Origin of the sequence: Cellulosilyticum lentocellum DSM 5427 (assembly GCF_000178835.2) — a bacterium.
Lineage (GTDB): Bacteria > Bacillota > Clostridia > Lachnospirales > Cellulosilyticaceae > Cellulosilyticum > Cellulosilyticum lentocellum.
On record NC_015275.1, the window covers coordinates 2,717,374 to 2,733,484 of the forward strand.

16 protein-coding genes are annotated in these 16,111 nt (G+C 36.7%); all 16 read right to left on the minus strand.

Features of this window, described 5'->3' with window-relative positions:
* Positions 1-90: 90 nt before the first annotated feature.
* Complete coding sequence (locus tag CLOLE_RS12470) at positions 91-1,086, minus strand: asparaginase (protein WP_013657479.1); 996 nt, start codon at positions 1,084-1,086, stop codon at positions 91-93.
* Positions 1,087-1,269: 183 nt separating this feature from the next.
* Positions 1,270-1,923: a bifunctional phosphoribosyl-AMP cyclohydrolase/phosphoribosyl-ATP diphosphatase HisIE gene (hisIE, locus tag CLOLE_RS12475; protein ID WP_013657480.1), complete on the minus strand. Its 654-nt coding sequence runs from the start codon at positions 1,921-1,923 to the stop codon at positions 1,270-1,272.
* Positions 1,924-1,953: 30 nt separating this feature from the next.
* Entirely contained in the window at positions 1,954-2,715 is a 762-nt protein-coding gene (gene hisF / locus CLOLE_RS12480; protein ID WP_013657481.1) for an imidazole glycerol phosphate synthase subunit HisF, read from the minus strand.
* A 727-nt stretch (positions 2,716-3,442) separates the two neighbouring features.
* On the minus strand, positions 3,443-4,159 hold the full coding sequence (hisA, locus tag CLOLE_RS12485; RefSeq protein WP_013657482.1) for a 1-(5-phosphoribosyl)-5-[(5-phosphoribosylamino)methylideneamino]imidazole-4-carboxamide isomerase: 717 nt from the start codon (positions 4,157-4,159) through the stop codon (positions 3,443-3,445).
* Positions 4,156-4,788 (minus strand): imidazole glycerol phosphate synthase subunit HisH, encoded by a 633-nt coding sequence (gene hisH / locus CLOLE_RS12490; protein WP_013657483.1) that lies wholly within the window; start codon positions 4,786-4,788, stop codon positions 4,156-4,158. The genes hisA and hisH overlap by 4 nt, the downstream gene beginning before the upstream one ends.
* Before the next feature lies 1 nt (position 4,789).
* Positions 4,790-5,380, minus strand: coding sequence for an imidazoleglycerol-phosphate dehydratase HisB (gene hisB, locus CLOLE_RS12495; RefSeq protein WP_013657484.1), 591 nt, complete (start codon positions 5,378-5,380; stop codon positions 4,790-4,792).
* A gap of 100 nt (positions 5,381-5,480) precedes the next feature.
* A complete protein-coding gene (locus tag CLOLE_RS12500; RefSeq protein WP_013657485.1) occupies positions 5,481-6,533 on the minus strand; it encodes a GNAT family N-acetyltransferase in 1,053 nt (350 codons plus the stop codon).
* A gap of 97 nt (positions 6,534-6,630) precedes the next feature.
* Entirely contained in the window at positions 6,631-7,674 is a 1,044-nt protein-coding gene (gene hisC / locus CLOLE_RS12505; protein ID WP_013657487.1) for a histidinol-phosphate transaminase, read from the minus strand.
* Positions 7,674-8,975: a histidinol dehydrogenase gene (gene hisD, locus CLOLE_RS12510; protein ID WP_013657488.1), complete on the minus strand. Its 1,302-nt coding sequence runs from the start codon at positions 8,973-8,975 to the stop codon at positions 7,674-7,676. Before hisD ends, hisC begins: the two co-directional genes overlap by 1 nt.
* Positions 8,972-9,613: an ATP phosphoribosyltransferase gene (gene hisG / locus CLOLE_RS12515; RefSeq protein WP_013657489.1), complete on the minus strand. Its 642-nt coding sequence runs from the start codon at positions 9,611-9,613 to the stop codon at positions 8,972-8,974. The genes hisD and hisG overlap by 4 nt, the downstream gene beginning before the upstream one ends.
* 4 nt (positions 9,614-9,617) lie before the next feature.
* The gene (gene hisZ, locus CLOLE_RS12520; protein WP_013657490.1) at positions 9,618-10,886 is read right to left on the minus strand and encodes an ATP phosphoribosyltransferase regulatory subunit; all 1,269 of its coding nucleotides are present in this window, start codon (positions 10,884-10,886) and stop codon (positions 9,618-9,620) included.
* An 86-nt stretch (positions 10,887-10,972) separates the two neighbouring features.
* Positions 10,973-12,025: a tetratricopeptide repeat protein gene (locus tag CLOLE_RS21905; protein ID WP_013657491.1), complete on the minus strand. Its 1,053-nt coding sequence runs from the start codon at positions 12,023-12,025 to the stop codon at positions 10,973-10,975.
* Complete coding sequence (locus CLOLE_RS12530) at positions 12,006-12,824, minus strand: PP2C family serine/threonine-protein phosphatase (protein WP_013657492.1); 819 nt, start codon at positions 12,822-12,824, stop codon at positions 12,006-12,008. The genes CLOLE_RS21905 and CLOLE_RS12530 overlap by 20 nt, the downstream gene beginning before the upstream one ends.
* A gap of 17 nt (positions 12,825-12,841) precedes the next feature.
* Positions 12,842-13,549 (minus strand): vWA domain-containing protein, encoded by a 708-nt coding sequence (locus CLOLE_RS12535; protein ID WP_013657493.1) that lies wholly within the window; start codon positions 13,547-13,549, stop codon positions 12,842-12,844.
* Positions 13,550-13,622: 73 nt separating this feature from the next.
* Positions 13,623-14,924: a protein kinase domain-containing protein gene (locus tag CLOLE_RS12540; RefSeq protein ID WP_013657494.1), complete on the minus strand. Its 1,302-nt coding sequence runs from the start codon at positions 14,922-14,924 to the stop codon at positions 13,623-13,625.
* A gap of 195 nt (positions 14,925-15,119) precedes the next feature.
* Positions 15,120-16,076, minus strand: coding sequence for a peptide-methionine (R)-S-oxide reductase MsrB (gene msrB, locus CLOLE_RS12545; RefSeq protein ID WP_013657495.1), 957 nt, complete (start codon positions 16,074-16,076; stop codon positions 15,120-15,122).
* Positions 16,077-16,111: the final 35 nt, after the last annotated feature.

Below are 16,111 nucleotides of genomic sequence, written 5' to 3' on the forward strand. Positions count from 1 at the left end.
CCAAAAATAATGCGGCATAAATCCTATAAAATATAGAACTTATGCCGCATGATAGCCTCTTTTAAGATAACTTTGCTATTAACCTATCTATTACGAAAGAATATAATTCTTCTCTTTAAATAATTCACGAATTAAAGTAACATCTTGCGTTTTTGTTAAAGCCAACATCAACTTTAACCTCGCTTTTTGTCCCCTCATATCACTTCCCATAATAACACCCATATCAGAGAGTTCTTTGCCACCACCTTCGTAGCCATAGCTTTCTAACACACGCCCTGACTGACATCTCGACACAATAACAACGATGACTCCTTTGCTAATGGCATAACGTATACCTTCTAGTACTTTAAGAGGTACATTTCCTCTTCCCATAGCTTCTATTACAATGCCTACTGCACCTAAATCCACGGCACTTCTCACAAGGCGATCATCCATATCTAATACGGTTTTAATAAGATCAACTCTTCTCTCCACACTGTCTGTATCAATGTGTTGTCTAAAAGCTAAGTCTCTATATAAAATAAGGTCATTGGTATCAATAATTCCAAGTGGACCATAAGGTGATTGGAAGGTGTTGAGAGATAACGTATTGGTTTTAGTGACCTCTGCTGCTGAATTAACCTCGTTATTAAGCACAACTAATACCCCTAAATGACGTGCTTTTTCTGAAACTGCTGTACAAACAGCAGCGGCCAAATTACTGGAGCCGTCATAACCCAGTTCTGAGCTATTTCTCATGGCACCTACGACGACAATAGGTTTTTCATGATGGATTGTTAAATCTAAAAAGTAAGCTGTTTCTTCTAAGCTATCTGTACCATGAGTCACAATGACACCACTAATATCTTCTTCATCTAGCTTAGCTGTAATAAGCTTTTTCAGTTCTAATAGTTTATCAAAAGTCATATGAGGTCCTGGAATTTCACTAAAATTCACCACCTCAATATCTGCTAACTTATCAATATTGGAAACCATGGAAAGAATTTGCTCTCCAGATAAGGTAGGAATAGCCGCACCTATTTCCTCATCTACAGTCATTGAAATCGTTCCACCTGTAAAAAATATACATACTTTAGGCTTATTCATGATGTTCTCCTTATGTTTACACTTAGTTTTCCTTATTATACCATATATTAATCCTATCATTAAGCTTCATTCATTGCGTCTTTAGGTCATTTTCTTGCTTTCTGCTCCAATAAGCATACTTTTACTATTCTTTGCATAAAAATAGGGTATGAAATTTCTATACATTTCATACCCTATTTCCTGTTATTTTCTTTGAGCTAATTCTACACTAACTTCTTCCCAAGTTAAGCCTTTTTGTGCCATCATAACTGTTAAATGGTACATTAAATCTGCAATTTCAAAAGTGAGTTCTTTATTATCTTCATCTTTTGCTGCAATAATGACCTCTGTGCACTCTTCTCCCACTTTTTTTAGGATTTTATTAAGTCCTTTATCTAATAAGTAGTTGGTATAAGACCCTTCCTTGGGATGCTCTTTACGCTGCATAATGGTGCTATAAAGCTCTCCCAGCATAGAATCATCACTTTCTAAGGTAACTGCTTCACGCTCAGCTTCCACCACTTCTTCAGTTAGTTCTCTATAAAAGCAACTTGAGTTACCTGTATGACAAGAAATCCCTCCTGCTTGCTCAATTTGAAGTAAAAGGGTATCTCCATCGCAATCAACACTGATTTGTTTTAAGTACTGATAGTGAGAAGAAGTTTCTCCTTTTAACCAAAGTGCCTGACGACTACGGCTAAAGTAATGTACCTTCCCTGTTTCTAGGGTTTTAAGCAAAGCTTCTTCATTCATATAAGCCATCATTCTCACCTTTTTGGAATGATAATCTTGTGCAATCACAGGTACTAAACCTTTTTCATCATATTTAACGGCTTTTAAAAGTTCTTTTTTATTCATGTCAACCTCCCATAATAGTCATACCATTTCTTATAATCTCACTGGTATGCCTTTCTCCTGCAAATAGTGTTTTAAGTCATTAATCTCTAATTCTTTAAAATGAAATAACGAAGCAGCTAAAGCTGCATCTGCTTTTCCTTCCTCAAAAGCTTCTAGAAAATGCGCCATGGTACCTGCCCCACCTGAAGCAATCACAGGAATTCCTACGGCTTCACTAATAGCCCTTGTTAAGTCTAAATCATATCCTGCTTTAGTGCCATCACAATCCATACTGGTCAAAAGGATTTCTCCAGCCCCTCTTTTTTCTGCTTCTTTGGCCCATTCTACAGCATCAATGCCAGTTGGAATACGACCGCCATGTATGTAAACCTCAAAGCCACTACCCCAATTTACTCTTTTGGCATCAATGGCTACTACAATACATTGATTACCAAAACGTTCAGCTCCCTGATTAATTAAATCTGGGTCCTTAATAGCTGCGGAATTCATAGAAATCTTATCAGCACCAGCATTTAAAATATTACGAATATCTTCTAAATTTCTAATACCTCCACCTACTGTCAGAGGAATAAAGACTTCCTCAGCTGTTCTTTCCACTACATCTAAAATAATATTTCTCTCATCAGAAGAAGCCGTTATATCTAGAAAAACAACTTCATCTGCCCCTGCATCACTATAGGCCTTGGCTACCTTTACTGGATCACCTGCATCTATGAGATTGACAAAGTTAACACCTTTAACCACTCTTCCTGATTTTACATCAAGGCAAGGAATAATACGTTTACTTAGCATCTCTTCTTCCTCCTCTATTTTAATAATGTAATAACCCTCTATATCTTCACCTTTATAAAACCCTCTGAACTCTAAAGAAATGTGAACTACTCAATCATATTATATACTATTGTCAAGTTAATTAAAAATAATTTCAAAATATTTTAGTGTCTTTTAGGGATTCGGCTGCTTGACTACATATATATAAGTGTAAAAACAAAATAAATAACTTCCCACGGCATAATTACCACAGCTTCAACCTGAGGAACTGACCGGGTCAGCCAAGTCTCAATCTATTGTTATAGGTACCTCTGGACTTAAGGAAGATGTTCACTGGTGCGCTGCAAGGAAGGCGCCACTTATAAGTTGTTTTAAATGTTTTTATACGTAGCATTACCAAATAAAGTTTTAAACCAGAGTCTTAAAGCCTTAGTTTCCTATCACAAGGGTGCACCGGCTAAGACGATAAGAGCTCCTCACTCTTCGTTTAAGCTTTTATAACAGATCTCTTTAGCCTCTAAAGTACAGGGTGTACTGAGGAGCTACACCTATGCCCTTTTGTAGGCTATTGGTATCCGTATGTAAAAGCTACTAACGAATAGCTGGAACAAGTAAAAAGGGCCTAATGATTTATCGGATCATTGGGCTCTTTTTACTATGCCTATAGGAAATCTTGATTCACCTAGAAGTCTCATCAGCATGCACTAAGGTTTGAATTATAACACCATAACTTAGTAAAGATGGCTGCCTATTTAAAACGTCTTACTGCTTCTTCTAAATCAATGGCTCCAATGTATAAAGCCTTCCCAATAATAGCCCCATGCACATGAATGGCCTCTAATTTTTCTAAATCTTCGATACTCGATACACCACCTGAAGCAATAATGTCTAAATGGGTTGCTTCAACCAGCTTAGCTGTTTCTTCCACATTAGGGCCTTGCATCATACCATCCTTTGCAATATCGGTGTAAATCACTGTTTTAACACCCATAGCCTCTAGTTCCTTACAAAAGCCGAGCGCAGTGGTATCCGTTACTTCTAACCAGCCTTCAATCGCTACTTTACCACCTTTGGCATCTACCCCCACTACAATTTTGTCAGGACCAAAAGTCTCAATAGCTTCTTTAACAAGTGCTTTATTTTTAATAGCAGCACTTCCTAAAATAACCCGATCTACACCTCTATCTAATTGGCAATTAATATCTTCTATGGTGCGAATCCCCCCACCTAATTCAATAGGAATCTTAACTGCTGCTACAATATCACGAACAGCTTGCTCGTTAATGCCTTTTCCTTCTTTAGCCCCATCTAGGTCGACAATATGTAAATAATCTCCCCCTAGACTTTCCCATTTCTTCGCCATTTCAGCTGGGCTATTACCGTATATTGTCACTTCATTATAATCGCCTTGAAGTAATCTGACACAATTGCCATCTTTTAAATCAATTGCTGGGTAAAGTTTCATGCTTCCATTCCTCCGAAATTCTTCAGTATTTGAAGCCCTACTAGGCCGCTTTTTTCTGGGTGAAACTGAGTAGCAAAGATATTGTCTTTTTGTGCTGCTACAGCTATGTGTTTACCATACGTTGTATAAGCACTTACTACATCAACAGAGGTTTCTAAATAATAAGAATGAACAAAGTAAACACTACTACCTTGTGCTAAACCTGTAAATAAGGGGTCTTTTTTTACAAGCTCTAGATTATTCCAACCCATGTGAGGAATTTTTAAGCTTCCTCCTTTTTCATCTATCATTTCTTCAACTGTCATTTTTACGATCTCTCCTGGTAATAGACCAAGACCTTCATAGCTTCCATATTCATAGCTTTTATCAAATAAAAGCTGCATACCAAGGCAAATGCCCAGTAAAGGAGTCCCTCTTTTTACCACTTCTTTAGTAGCCTCAGCTAAACCACTGCTATTTAATTCTGCAATTGCATCTCTAAAGGCTCCCACCCCTGGTAAGACTACCTTATCCGCTTTTAAAATCATTTCTGGATCAGCTGTAATTTCTGCGTTAAAACCTAAGGCTGCAAAAGCCTTTTTAACACTCTTTAAGTTACCCATTCCATAATCAATAATTGCTATAGTCATTCTATACCTCCAACATGCCTTTGGTAGAAGGCACTCCTTTAATACGAGGATTAAAACTCATGGCATCTAGCATGGCTTTAGCAAAGGCTTTGCACATGCCTTCAATGATATGATGATTATTTTTACCCCTTATGACTTGAATGTGCAGATTCATACCTGCATGAACAGCCACTGCTCTAAAAAACTCTTCTACCATTTCTGTATCAAAATCCCCTAAACGATCAATGGTAAAGGGTGTGTCTACATCCACATAAGGTCTTCCTGAAAGGTCCACGGCGCAAAGTACTAATGCTTCATCCATAGGTACAATGGCATGACCATAACGGTTAATCCCTTCCTTATTGCCAAGTGCTGCTTTAAAAGCCTGCCCTAGTACAATCCCTGTATCTTCTACTGTATGATGACAATCAATTTCGATGTCTCCTACAGCATTTACCTTTAAATCACTTAATGAATGCTTCCCAATGTGAGTAAGCATATGATCAAAGAAGCCAATCCCTGTATGGATGTCTGTTTTTCCTTCTCCATCAATATTTAAGCTGAGCGTAATCTTCGTTTCTGCTGTATCTCTTTTAATCTGGGCACTTCTCATATTTTGCCTCCTTTTACTAAAATCTTATTTAAACCACAAGGAACTTGCTAACATCCTGTACCATTTAGGTGATTTGCATTAAGTCGATGCTTTCTTATATTCAAATAGAAGAGCAAATAATCACTACTAATGTAGCAAGTGCCATCACGACATAAATCCCTTTATTCCAATCATAAACTCTTTTACTACCGAAAGACTCAAACGGATAAATAGGAATCATACGATAAATCAATAAATAGACGCCTACTTGCTTGGTAACAGACGCAATCATACCCTGACTCCTACTAAAAACTAAGAAAGCTGTTAGAATAAGTAAAGCTATCCAGCTTACCAAAGCAGTCATTCCCATTGCTTTTCTAAAAGCTTTCGTTTTTTCATAACGCTCAGGATACCAGTTACCAATCATCGGAAACAGTGACCCAATATTAACGAAAACACAAGTTAAAGCCCCACCACTTGTAACCCTAAATTTCCAATGACGCTCCGATGAGCATCTAGTACCTATAAATTCTGTAGTCGTAGTCAATAACAATAGCATAAGATAGACAACCAAAATCGTTATGTCATATTTTAATCCACGTAGAGAGGTAACACTAAACAACAAGGCATTGATTAAAAAAAAGGCTAAAAGCTGTTTAATGCTATTAGGCGTACTAACTACACTTTCCTGATTTTTTGTTGCCACATAATAATCCATACCAATAGCAAAACAAAATGGGGTAGTAAAATATTGTTTTAGTGCACCTAAAAAACCAAATTGCTTAGCAAGGTTCACAAAACTTGTTCTAGCAAAACCATTTTTTTTAAATAATCCCCAAGACCCTACATTATCATCCTTCACAAGTGCAGTCAGTGCATCACATCCCTGCTCCCATAAATACTCGGCAGCACCTTTATAAAGCACATTTCCAATCCCTTTATTGTGATAATCACGGTCTACAAAAGCATAATCTACATAGCCTATTTTTCTGCCACCAGCTTTTATAAATTTGTACAAAATAGCACCTGCAATTTTTCCATCTTTTACAGCAACTAAGGCCTGTTTTGGTTTTGGCACCCATAAGCTTTCTAGCCCAGTAAAAGCTCTTTTACCAATCTTATGGACCATTTCAATTTCATCAGTTTGCATTTGACGTATGATGATATTCTCCATTATTTCCCCCCGTATGTGCTTAATATCATAAACAATCTACGTGTTAAGTCATTAATAAAATGTACTTCATCGTCTCCTTTTAAGTCATCGTCCATCATTATACGAGTACTTTAAGCGCTTCTAAAAGTTTATTATTTTCTTCTGGTGTTCCAGCATTAATACGATAATAAATGCTGTCCTCTATCTTCATCTTACGAATATAAATCTGTTTTTCTTCTAAGGCTTCAAAAACACTCTCTGGTAAAGTCAGCCATACAAAGTTAGCTTCTGATGGATAAGGCTTAAGCCCTAAATTCCTTAGTCCTTGTTCTAACATCTTTCTATTATCTACAATGCGCCTTGCATTTTCTAAAAAGATGTCACGGTGCTCTATAGCCCATGTTCCTATAGCTTGCGAGAAAATATTCACATTATAAGGTGGTCTAACTGTGTTAATCAGGTTAATCACAGCTTCACAAGCAATGCCATACCCCACTCTGGCCCCAGCTAAGGCATAAGCTTTAGAAAAGGTTTTTAAAACGATAAGATTGTCATAATCATTCACATAAGGAATCATCGAAATTTCTTTTTCACTAAACTCGGCATAAGCTTCATCTACCACTACAAGCCCTTTTGCTACTTCTAAAATACTTCTTATTTCATCTCTAGTAAAAATACAGCCCGTTGGATTGTTAGGATTGCAAAGAAAAATGACTTTAGGCTGCTCCTTGCATACCACTTCTTTAATAGCCGTCACATCATATGTAAAATCTGATTTCAAAGGTACTTTAATCATTTGTCCACTATTGAGCTGAGTAAACTGACTATACATACTAAAGGAGGGATAAGGCATCAATACCTTGTCACCATCTTCTAAAGTACTCCCTAATATACAGTCAATGAGTTCATCTGACCCTACACCACATACCACATTTTCTATCTTTACATCATAGACTTTTGCCACTGCATTTGCTAATTCTAAGCTATCTGTATCGGGGTAACGATTCACTAATAAATCCCCTACACGTTCTTTCATATAAGCCACTAACTCTTCTGGTACGCTATAAGGACTTTCATTAGAATTCAAAATAACCCCTTCTGTCAAATAAGCTGAATGATAAGGTGCCATAGTAGCAAAACGTTCTCTTAAAAATTTAACCATTATTTCACTTCCTCATCTAAACGAACTTGAACTGATAATGCATGAGCAAATAATCTTTCACTTTCTGCAAAACGTACAATTGATTTTCCGATCGGCATTAAGGCTTCTTTTGTAAAAGATAAAATACTGCTTTTTTTAATAAAATCATCTACCCCTAAAGGTGAGAAAAATCTAGCAGTACCATTAGTAGGTAAAACATGATTAGGACCTGCCATATAGTCACCTACTGGTTCTGGTGTATAATGGCCTAAGAAAATAGCCCCTGCATTTTTAATACGTGTTAAAACTTCAAAAGGTGCCGTTACTGCTAGTTCTAGGTGTTCTGGTGCAATGGCATTGGCAAGTTCACAGGCACTTTCCATACTAGGCTCAATCACAATGGCACAATAGTTTGCTAAAGAAGCACTTAAAATCTCTTGGCGTGGCATGATTTCATAAAAGCGTGCCACTTCTTTTTGTACTTTTTCTGCTAATGCTTTGCTAGTTGTAATAAGCACTGCTGAAGCTAGCTGATCATGCTCTGCTTGTGATAATAAGTCTGCTGCTACGAAGGTAGGGTTAGCACTTTCATCAGCCACGATTAAAATTTCACTCGGTCCTGCGATCGAATCAATATTCACATAACCAAATACTTCTCTTTTAGCTAAAGTCACATAAATATTGCCTGGCCCTACTATTTTGTCCACCTTTGGAATCGTCTCAGTTCCAAAAGCGAGGGCGGCTATGGCTTGTGCCCCTCCAATTTTATAAACTTCTGTCACCCCTGCAATATAAGCAGCTGCTAACACTTCCTTAGTTAACTGACCATCCTTAGAAGCTGGTGTTACCATCACAATACGCTCTACGCCAGCTACCTTTGCAGGAATCACATTCATTAATACAGAAGAAGGATAAGCTGCCTTGCCTCCTGGTACATATACGCCTACTTTTTCTAGAGGTGTGACGCGTTGGCCTAATATTTCACCATTTTCTTTCACATCAATCCATGTGTTTTGTTTTTGCTTTTGATGGAAGCTTTCAATACGCGCTGCTGAAAGTGTAATGGCTTCTTGAAGCTCAGGTTCTAAGGTATCATAAGCAGCTTTCATATCTTCTACACTTACCTTGACATTACCTGCATGAATCTCTGGGCAGTCCCACATGGCTGTATATTCGAAAAGAGCAGCATCTTTTTCACTACGTACACGATCTACTATTTTTTTAGCAGCTAAAGCATATTCCCCTGTATCCATATTGCCTCTTACTTCAAGTTTCTTCAAAAAAGCTTCTTTTGCTTCTATGGTTTCTATGATTTGAATCATTTGCGCTCCTCCATTTTCTTTTCAATATCATTTAATAGACGCCTTATCTCACTATGCTTTACTTTTAAACTAGCCGTATTGACAATACAGCGTGCTGATAAAGGTTCGATATCTTCTAATACAACTAAGCCATTCTCTACCAAAGTTTTACCACTCTCTACAATATCAACAATCACATCTGATAAACCTACAATTGGTCCTAGTTCTACTGAGCCATGAAGTTTAATAATTTCTACTGGCCTATTAGTTTTTTCAAAATAGCGCTTAGCAATAGAAGGATACTTTGTGGCAACACGAATGAGACCACCACTTTCTAGAAGTGCTTTTTTCTCTGGCTTACCTGCTACTGCCATTTTACAAGCCCCAAAGCCTAAATCAATCACTTCATAAACAGCTCTGTTTTCTTCTAAAATGGTGTCTTTTCCTACAATGCCTATATCTGCTACACCATAATCTACATAAGTAGGTACATCAGATGCCTTGGATAAAAAGAAACGATACTGACCATCATCACTTGTAAATAAAAGTTTGCGGCTTTCTTCTTCCATTTCTTTGCAGCTAATACCTAATTCCTTTAATACATCCATTGCTTTTTCTGCTAATCTCCCTTTTGCAAGGGCAAAAGTAATTTGATTCATGTGATTACCCCCTCTCATTCCCCACTCTATAGAGTTCGTTAATAGTCGCTTCCTGAACAGTGCCTTCTGCTAAGTTGTACACATCTACTTTATTGTAATCTTTGTAATGAAGTATGCCGCCCATACCAACTGCTTTAGCATAAGCCTTTGCTTCTTCAATGTTATCTGTAAAACTATTTTCTATCACCATGCCACTTTCACGATGATGATCACTGACTTCATAACAAATCTTTCTTGTTTGTTTATTAGCTACTACTAACGTACATTTACTATATAGTGGTGTAAGAGGTTTTTGCTTAATCAGGCGCTGCAAAATAGCGTTCATATGCATACCAAACCCTACCGCTGGCAAACCTTTTCCAAACTCTTCAAGCAGATGGTCATAACGTCCACCTTCTACAATAGCTGTTCCAATATAAGGTGTGAAAACTTGAAACATCATACCAGTATAATAATTACCATAAGATAATAAGCTGAAATTAAATAAAATAGATTCACTTACACCGTAATCCTCTAGCAGTTCATAGAGCTGCTCCATTTCATCTAAAGCTTTGACTGCTTGAGGGCTATTCATTTTTTTCTTTACACTACGAAGTAAGTCAATATGACCTGCACACTCAATAAGCTCCAATAATAAAGCTAATGTTTCTTCATCTTTAATAGCCTCCTGCAAGACATCTTTAAGTAGTACAGCATTCTTTTGATCGATAGCTTCATAAACCTTTTCAACTGCTTCTTCTCCTAAACCTAAATCACTTAAAGTACATTTTAAAAATTGACTACTACCAATGTGAACAGTAAAGTCTGTTACACCTACTTTCTTTAAAGCAGTAATGGCTAACTTAATGACTTCTGCATCCGCTTCTATACTATTTTTGCCAATCAGTTCTACCCCTGCTTGTGTAAACTCATGAAGCTTTCCTTGATAGCGTTCGGGATATCTAAAACTATTGGTCATGTAAGCATATCGCTTTGGCATCATACTTTCTGCTTTTTGCATCCCAATGACTCTTGCTATAGCCCTGGTCATATCACTACGAAGTGCCAACATTTCACCTTGTCTATTTACAAATTTATAAAGACTAGGAGATTGAAACCCTGCTTTTTCGGTTGTAAAAACATTTAAGTATTCAAAGGTAGGTGTTTCTACCCAATGGTAACTATAACCTTCAAAAACCTTTTTGACTTGATCTTGAATTTTCCCTTTTAAAGCTGCTTCTTCTCCTGTATAATCCTTTACACCTTCTGGTATATGCAGTGCATAATTCTTCATTGCTTCCCCTCACTTTACTATGATAAAGTAATAAATTAATAAAGTAAGTATAAACTCATCCTTAATAAAAATCAATATTTTATAAACTATTCATACATTTTTATTGCTTTTTCACACCAATACGAGGCCTTAAGGTAGTCTTTTGGGGCACCTTGCCCATTCAGATATAAATAAGCTAACCAAATCATAGCTGAGGGTTGATCTTTAGCAGCTGCTATTTGATACCATTTGAAGGCTTCTTCATAATTTTGCTCTGTATCACTTCCTGTGTGATAGCTATAAGCTACATGGTTAATGGCTTCTATGTCACCTTCAAATGCTGCTTTTAAATAAACTTCAAAGGGTTCATCCCATCCCTTCATATGCGCTTCATAGTAAATATACCCCATATTAAACATGGCTGTATAATGCCCCTGACAAGCTGCTTTTTCATAAAAAAGAATAGCCTTTTCTAAATTTTTTTCTATACCTTTACCTTCATAATACATATTTCCCATATAATTCATGGCTGCTGCACTTCCTAAATCAGCTGCCTTGGTATACCATTTAAAAGCTGTTTCATCATCTTTTAAAATGCCTTGTCCCATATAATAAATATTTCCTAGAACTAACATCGCTTCTACATGCCCCATAGCTGCAGCTTTCTCATACCATTTAACGGCTTCCTTACTATTTCTTTGTACCCCTTCTCCATTATAGTAACTGTGTGCTTTGTGTAAAATGGTACTTAAACTATCAGACAAATGTGGTTCTTCATGCGTGTTAATGATACTTGCTGCTTCACCTAACTTTTCACCTAATAATTTATCTTGACTAAAAACTGTATCATTACCCTTTTCCTTTTTAATAAAACCCATCCACAACTCTACTGCCGCTTCTGCTAGAGAACGATCCATCATTCCCTCTTCATGAAGGATGCGAATACATTCATGTCTTTCTAATAAATACTGCTTCGTATCACACTGACTTAAGCGCTTATAAATATCAAATGCCATGCTTTGTGCTAAAAGATAATGCTGCGTTTTTTCAAAAGGAAAGTAATCTTTTATAAAAGCTAATAGCCTTTTAGGCTGATTAAAAAGCTCTTCTCCATAAGTTTTTTTTAATATTAATAATTGATTAATGATTTGTTTTTGCATGCTCCTTCCCCCTCATAGGATTTTGATAAATAACAGCTAAAGTAATATCATCCCCACTTCCCTTACTTGATGCTTCATTTAACCAAACCGGCAGTTGTTCCTCTAACAAAGTACTATCATAATGTTTCAGTAGTTCTAAATAATCTTTTCCAATCCTTAAGAAATCCTTTTCACTAGTAAAACTATTGGCATACCCATCTGTACTCATTAGAAACAAACAAGGTGATTGATGAGTAGCAATAGGAATTAGTTTGTGTTTAAAATAACGCCAGCATTCTTTCTGACACAAAGAATAAGTTTCTGTTCCATATTGCTGCTCTGCTAGAATAAGACGTTTCGTTTCACCTTTTGCATCTACTTGTAATAAATCTCCATCTCCTATCTGCAAAGCAAAAACAAAGTCTGGCATCACCCATAAAATAATAAGGGTACTACCATAAAGCTTCCACATTTGTTCTGCTTTAGGATAATCCCCTCTTTCTTTCTGTTGGTGATGATACTGTATTTGTTCTTTCCACTCTTTCTCAATTGCCCTAGGTAATTGTACTTCCTTAATACTTTGTAATAAACTGTATAAGGAAGCTTCATCATTTTGCCATATAAGTATTTCTATAACGGCAAGGGCTACTGATACTGCTATTTCAGCCCCTTCATCACTATAAGGACAGGCACTACTCCCATGTCCATCTGCTATAGCACAAACAAAGCTGTTAGGTGAAAAAAAGTTAGTTTTAATGGCATCTTGGCAAGGCATCTGTTTTATGATATGAGATGCCCCTGTCACACACCCTTTAATCATCTCCCATCTCATAGGCTCTACCAAACATCTAAAGCATCATCAGTAGTTACTGTAGGTAAGGTAGCTAAATCTATAGGCATACTTGTAGCAAAAGTATTTTTAGCTATCTGACTATGAGGACTAGAAACTTGTTTCGTCACGGTAGATGCCCACTTAATGTATTTGATTAATGCACTTGGATTATTAGCTTCTAAAACGGGCATTTCTGGTTGATCTACAAAACGTGCAAGTACTTCTTTATCTGCATCATTACCAATGGCAATGGCTAATTTCACAGCTTTCTTTCCCCAAGGTAAACTTAAAAGTTGATTAAGAGCTGCTTCATAAGTATCTGTAGGCTGTCCATCTGATAGTAATACAAGTACTGGTGGTAATGCACGCTCCGGCATAGGTGGCATTTCTAATTGACCAGCTACTAATTCTAATGCTTTACCTAAATCTGTTAATCCTCCTGCCTCTACATCTATCCACTCAAAATCTTGTACTGGTGTGGGGGATGCAATATGCCACTTAGCACCTTCTGAAAAGGTAATGGCTCTTATATAAAGCTGAGCATTAGGATTCTCCTCAGCGGCAGCTCTCATATCAGGAATAGTTTGTTTAATAGCATAATTAAGTGATTGTATTTTTTCTCCCATCATAGAGCCAGAGCAATCGACTAACCATATAAAATGTAATGGCCTAGCTGCCATTTCTCCACCTGGTCTTTTTAAACCTTCTATCATATTCTCCTTTTTAGTGAAATAACTTTCACTAAATCCTCCTCTCCCTTATTTCTTAATCTATTTTGACATACTTTTATTTGATAAAACCTAATGTATTGCTTATACCAAAATCAATAACTGTCCCTGTTAATAGTGTCATACTTTTACCTGGTGCTACGACTCTGCTACTACCCTCTAAAGTCGTTACCTGCCAGCTTTTAGTACTTCTATTTTGAACACCCCATTTATTAGGATCCTGTGGATGCCTAATTACTCTCGCTATTTCCGTATCAAAGTCAAAATCCTGATAAAAATGGTGTGCATAAATAATCGTTTCAGGGTTTAATACAATAGCTCTTTGTCCTAAAAGTAATACAGCACCTGCTTCTACTATTTGATCACAACACCAACAAATAGGGCTCACTCCTAAATGGCTTTTGTCTTCATAAAAATTTTCAGCACCACAATGAAGGCAGTGAACAATGCTGTCTTCTAAACGCTTAAACCCACGTTTCCACTGATTCTCTACGATTCGTTTACTTGGCGTATGTATTCCTTCTGTAAAAGCCACTATAAAAAGGTCTTTAATAAAATCAGGATATAAGCGCCAATAAATAATAGCATTATCTTGGTAACCTGCAATAGGCCTATTAGATAAATCTGTAGGATCCCAGATAAAAACTGGTTTTTGCCCATAAAGCACTTCCTTAGCTCTTATATCCAAACATTTAATACTGGCTTCTGTTGCACCTTCTAAAGGGTGATGTAACATAAACATATAAAATAACAAAACAGCTAATGAAAATAAATCTGTTTCTGTCGTAGGCCCTTTTTCACCTCTTACAATCTCTGGCGCCATAAACCCTAAAGTCCCCTGTACACTATCTGCACTGGCACCATTAATCACAACATTATCATTGTCACATACTAATACCTCACCTGTATCTGGTCTTATAAAAGCATTTCCAAAAGAAATATCACAGTAGCTATACCCTAAGGAATGTAGCTTTTGAAAACAATCAGCTAGCTCATATCCTGCCCTACATAATGCTTTAAAAGTAGGTTCAGCTTTACGTTTCATTAAATCAACAATACTTTTATAAACATTAGGCCTTAACGCCATAATATAACCAAAGGTCTCACTTGTTTTAATAAAATCCATGGGCCATAAAAAACGTTCATCCTGTTTACCATTATGTACAAGACGTACCAGCGTCTCTTCCTGCTTAGGTGTGGCCATATGAGGATGATACCACTTTAAAGCATAATGCTTATTTCCAGCCGTCACCTCATAAACTTCTCCTTGTCCTCCACTTCCTAATAACTTTAAGATACGATAGGAAATGCCCAAGGTAGAAGTCATTACTTTCCCTTCTTGTAGCATAGATAAGGTCACTATCCTTCCCCCTATTTCTCATTTTTACTACATTATACTATAATCATTTTATTTTTTACAATTTATTAATAAATAATGTAAATAATTTTACTTTTTAATTATTTTATTTAGATATAGAAAGAAGGGATTTTAACCATTGATTCATCGTTAAAATCCCTTCTTTCTTACTCTCTATATTCCATTATCCGCTTTAAATTATAGTAAATCCTTATAGTTACCGTAGCCTTCCTCATCCATTTTAGACTTTGGAATAAAGCGTAGTGCTGCAGAATTAATACAATAACGTAATCCACCTAATTCTACAGGACCATCTTCAAACACATGTCCTAAATGAGAGTTAGCAGAAGTACTCCTTACTTCTATTCTGTTCATGCCATGACTCGTATCCCCTTTATCATATACCGCACTTTCTATGATGGGCTTTGCAAAGGCAGGCCAGCCACAACCTGAGTCAAATTTATCTTTTGAACTAAATAAAGGCTTTCCACTTACTACATCTACATAAATTCCTTCTTCGAAATGATTAAAGTATTCATTTTGAAAAGGTGGCTCAGTGCCTTGCTCTTGTGTCACCTGATACTGGATAGTGGATAATTGCTTTCGTAGCTCCTCCTTACTTAAAGAAGGACGATAATTATTTTCTTCAAGAAAACGCTTCCTCCCTGATCCCTTATAATAAAGTCCATATCTAAAAGGATTCTTCTTATAATAATCTTGATGCTCCTCTTCCGCAGGATAAAAAGCCATAGCCGGTTTGATAGGCACTGCAATAGGCTTATTAAACCAACCACTAGCTTCTAGCTTATCAATATAGCTTTGCGCCAAAGCTTTTTGCATTTCATCATGGTAAAAAATAGCTGTATGATACGTCTCTCCTCTATCTCCAAATTGTCCGTCTGGATCAGTAGGGTCAATGCTTCTAAAAAAGATTTCTAGTAATTCCTCATAGCTTATCTTCTCTTCATCATAAATAATTTCTACAGCCTCAACATGCCCCGTTTGTTTAGAGCATACTTCTTCATAAGTAGGATGAGGTTGATGTCCTCCTGTATACCCTACTTGGATGGCTTTTATCCCAGGCCATTCATCAAAAGGCTTTACCATACACCAAAAACATCCACCTGCAAAGGTGGCTTTTGCATTATGATTCATACCATCACCTCTTTCTATACGTAGTATAACCTCGT

What these genes read in the sequence shown, in the direction of transcription:
- CLOLE_RS12470 (WP_013657479.1), bottom strand. Translation starts at nt 1,086, where the DNA reads ATGAATAAGCCTAAAGTATGTATATTTTTTACAGGTGGAACGATTTCA.
- hisIE (WP_013657480.1), bottom strand. Translation starts at nt 1,923, where the DNA reads ATGAATAAAAAAGAACTTTTAAAAGCCGTTAAATATGATGAAAAAGGT.
- hisF (WP_013657481.1), bottom strand. Translation starts at nt 2,715, where the DNA reads ATGCTAAGTAAACGTATTATTCCTTGCCTTGATGTAAAATCAGGAAGA.
- hisA (WP_013657482.1), bottom strand. Translation starts at nt 4,159, where the DNA reads ATGAAACTTTACCCAGCAATTGATTTAAAAGATGGCAATTGTGTCAGA.
- hisH (WP_013657483.1), bottom strand. Translation starts at nt 4,788, where the DNA reads ATGACTATAGCAATTATTGATTATGGAATGGGTAACTTAAAGAGTGTT.
- hisB (WP_013657484.1), bottom strand. Translation starts at nt 5,380, where the DNA reads ATGAGAAGTGCCCAGATTAAAAGAGATACAGCAGAAACGAAGATTACG.
- CLOLE_RS12500 (WP_013657485.1), bottom strand. Translation starts at nt 6,533, where the DNA reads ATGGAGAATATCATCATACGTCAAATGCAAACTGATGAAATTGAAATG.
- hisC (WP_013657487.1), bottom strand. Translation starts at nt 7,674, where the DNA reads ATGGTTAAATTTTTAAGAGAACGTTTTGCTACTATGGCACCTTATCAT.
- hisD (WP_013657488.1), bottom strand. Translation starts at nt 8,975, where the DNA reads ATGATTCAAATCATAGAAACCATAGAAGCAAAAGAAGCTTTTTTGAAG.
- hisG (WP_013657489.1), bottom strand. Translation starts at nt 9,613, where the DNA reads ATGAATCAAATTACTTTTGCCCTTGCAAAAGGGAGATTAGCAGAAAAA.
- hisZ (WP_013657490.1), bottom strand. Translation starts at nt 10,886, where the DNA reads ATGAAGAATTATGCACTGCATATACCAGAAGGTGTAAAGGATTATACA.
- CLOLE_RS21905 (WP_013657491.1), bottom strand. Translation starts at nt 12,025, where the DNA reads ATGCAAAAACAAATCATTAATCAATTATTAATATTAAAAAAAACTTAT.
- CLOLE_RS12530 (WP_013657492.1), bottom strand. Translation starts at nt 12,824, where the DNA reads ATGATTAAAGGGTGTGTGACAGGGGCATCTCATATCATAAAACAGATG.
- CLOLE_RS12535 (WP_013657493.1), bottom strand. Translation starts at nt 13,549, where the DNA reads ATGATAGAAGGTTTAAAAAGACCAGGTGGAGAAATGGCAGCTAGGCCA.
- msrB (WP_013657495.1), bottom strand. Translation starts at nt 16,076, where the DNA reads ATGAATCATAATGCAAAAGCCACCTTTGCAGGTGGATGTTTTTGGTGT.